At 49.5% G+C, this 275-nt stretch carries 1 protein-coding gene; it reads right to left on the bottom strand.

Translation table 11 applies throughout. The features are described from left to right. Positions 1-48: 48 nt before the first annotated feature. A partial coding sequence (locus SB847_RS20955; protein WP_410578530.1) for a hypothetical protein occupies positions 49-275 on the bottom strand: 227 nt, incomplete at its 5' end.

Below are 275 nucleotides of genomic sequence, written 5' to 3'. Positions count from 1 at the left end.
CCCAAAGTCGCCGGCGAAGGATAATTAATTTCCAACTCAGGCTGCTTATTACGCTGGAGCGACCCTTGATAAGGCTTTGTACCTTTCCAATATTCTATTCACCACAGGAGGACCAACCGCCGTTGTGAAGGAATAAATAAGATTCCTATCCCTGTTCCGCTTTTCTTTTTCCCGACGCGCTGGACTCTCCGCCGCACGGACAGCGGCCTCATCCAGAACGTGTCCACAAACATTCAATAGCATGTCATATGTAAGCATCAACCCGTTTTGCGGGG

The sequence above is a fragment of the Bacillus sp. SIMBA_026 genome (assembly GCF_046535335.1).
GTDB lineage: Bacteria > Bacillota > Bacilli > Bacillales > Bacillaceae > Bacillus > Bacillus velezensis.
Note: the sequence above shows the minus strand (reverse complement) of the source record. Positions and strands in the feature narration are given on the sequence as shown.